Origin of the sequence: Vibrio sp. 99K-1 (assembly GCF_013114585.1) — a bacterium.
Taxonomy (GTDB): domain Bacteria; phylum Pseudomonadota; class Gammaproteobacteria; order Enterobacterales; family Vibrionaceae; genus Vibrio; species Vibrio chagasii_B.
The window spans coordinates 1-2,434 of the sequence record NZ_VTXF01000059.1 but is presented as its reverse complement, the minus strand read 5'-3'; the positions used below and the strand labels follow the sequence as shown (position 1 = coordinate 2,434).

Here is a 2,434-nt window from a genome sequence, read left to right as displayed (position 1 = left end):
GTCAGGGAAAACTCATCTCAGGGCTCGCTTCCCGCTTAGATGCTTTCAGCGGTTATCGATTCCGAACTTAGCTACCGGGCAATGCCATTGGCATGACAACCCGAACACCAGAGGTTCGTCCACTCCGGTCCTCTCGTACTAGGAGCAGCCCCCTTCAATTTTCCAACGCCCACGGCAGATAGGGACCGAACTGTCTCACGACGTTCTAAACCCAGCTCGCGTACCACTTTAAATGGCGAACAGCCATACCCTTGGGACCGACTTCAGCCCCAGGATGTGATGAGCCGACATCGAGGTGCCAAACACCGCCGTCGATATGAACTCTTGGGCGGTATCAGCCTGTTATCCCCGGAGTACCTTTTATCCGTTGAGCGATGGCCCTTCCATTCAGAACCACCGGATCACTATGACCTGCTTTCGCACCTGCTCGAATTGTCATTCTCGCAGTCAAGCGGGCTTATGCCATTGCACTAACCACACGATGTCCAACCGTGTTTAGCCCACCTTCGTGCTCCTCCGTTACTCTTTGGGAGGAGACCGCCCCAGTCAAACTACCCACCAGGCACTGTCCGTAATCCCGATTCAGGGACCAACGTTAGAACATCAAAACTACAAGGGTGGTATTTCAAGGACGACTCCACCACATCTAGCGACGCGGTTTCAAAGTCTCCCACCTATCCTACACATGTAGGTTCAATGTTCAGTGCCAAGCTGTAGTAAAGGTTCACGGGGTCTTTCCGTCTAGCCGCGGGTACACTGCATCTTCACAGCGATTTCAATTTCACTGAGTCTCGGGTGGAGACAGCGTGGCCATCATTACGCCATTCGTGCAGGTCGGAACTTACCCGACAAGGAATTTCGCTACCTTAGGACCGTTATAGTTACGGCCGCCGTTTACCGGGGCTTCGATCAAGAGCTTCGACCGAAGTCTAACCCCATCAATTAACCTTCCGGCACCGGGCAGGCGTCACACCGTATACGTCATCTTACGATTTTGCACAGTGCTGTGTTTTTAATAAACAGTTGCAGCCACCTGGTATCTGCGACTCTCGTCTGCTCCATCCGCAAGGGACTTCACTGATAAGAGCGTACCTTCTCCCGAAGTTACGGTACCATTTTGCCTAGTTCCTTCACCCGAGTTCTCTCAAGCGCCTTGGTATTCTCTACCCGACCACCTGTGTCGGTTTGGGGTACGATTCCTTACAATCTGAAGCTTAGAGGCTTTTCCTGGAAGCATGGCATCAATGACTTCACTACCGTAGTAGCTCGACATCGTATCTCAGCGTTAAGAAGAACCGGATTTACCTAATTCTTCCGCCTACGTACTTGAACCTGGACAACCGTCGCCAGGCCCACCTAGCCTTCTCCGTCCCCCCATCGCAATTGTAAGAAGTACGGGAATATTAACCCGTTTCCCATCGACTACGCCTTTCGGCCTCGCCTTAGGGGTCGACTTACCCTGCCCCGATTAACGTTGGACAGGAACCCTTGGTCTTCCGGCGAGGGAGTTTTTCACTCCCTTTATCGTTACTCATGTCAGCATTCGCACTTCTGATACCTCCAGCAGCCCTTACAGACCACCTTCAACGGCTTACAGAACGCTCCCCTACCCCACGCACATAAGTACGTAGCCGCAGCTTCGGTGTATAGCTTAGCCCCGTTACATCTTCCGCGCAGGCCGACTCGACCAGTGAGCTATTACGCTTTCTTTAAATGATGGCTGCTTCTAAGCCAACATCCTGGCTGTCTGAGCCTTCCCACATCGTTTCCCACTTAGCTATACTTTGGGACCTTAGCTGGCGGTCTGGGTTGTTTCCCTCTCCACGACGGACGTTAGCACCCGCCGTGTGTCTCCCGGATAGTACTTACTGGTATTCGGAGTTTGCAAAGGGTTGGTAAGTCGGGATGACCCCCTAGCCTTAACAGTGCTCTACCCCCAGTAGTATTCGTCCGAGGCGCTACCTAAATAGCTTTCGGGGAGAACCAGCTATCTCCAGGTTTGATTGGCCTTTCACCCCTAGCCACAAGTCATCCGCTAATTTTTCAACATTAGTCGGTTCGGTCCTCCAGTTGATGTTACTCAACCTTCAACCTGCCCATGGCTAGATCACCTGGTTTCGGGTCTAATCCTAGCAACTGTACGCCCAGTTAAGACTCGGTTTCCCTACGGCTCCCCTAAACGGTTAACCTTGCTACTAAAATTAAGTCGCTGACCCATTATACAAAAGGTACGCAGTCACACCACGAAGGTGCTCCTACTGCTTGTACGTACACGGTTTCAGGTTCTATTTCACTCCCCTCACAGGGGTTCTTTTCGCCTTTCCCTCACGGTACTGGTTCACTATCGGTCAGTCAGTAGTATTTAGCCTTGGAGGATGGTCCCCCCATATTCAGACAGGATATCACGTGTCCCGCCCTACTCGTTTTCACTGAT

The 2,434-nt window shown here is 52.0% G+C and carries 1 rRNA gene; it reads right to left on the bottom strand.

Annotation, left to right across the window (positions count from 1 at the left end):
* Positions 1-2,434: ribosomal RNA gene (locus F0228_RS25575) — 23S ribosomal RNA — on the bottom strand; the annotation flags it as partial.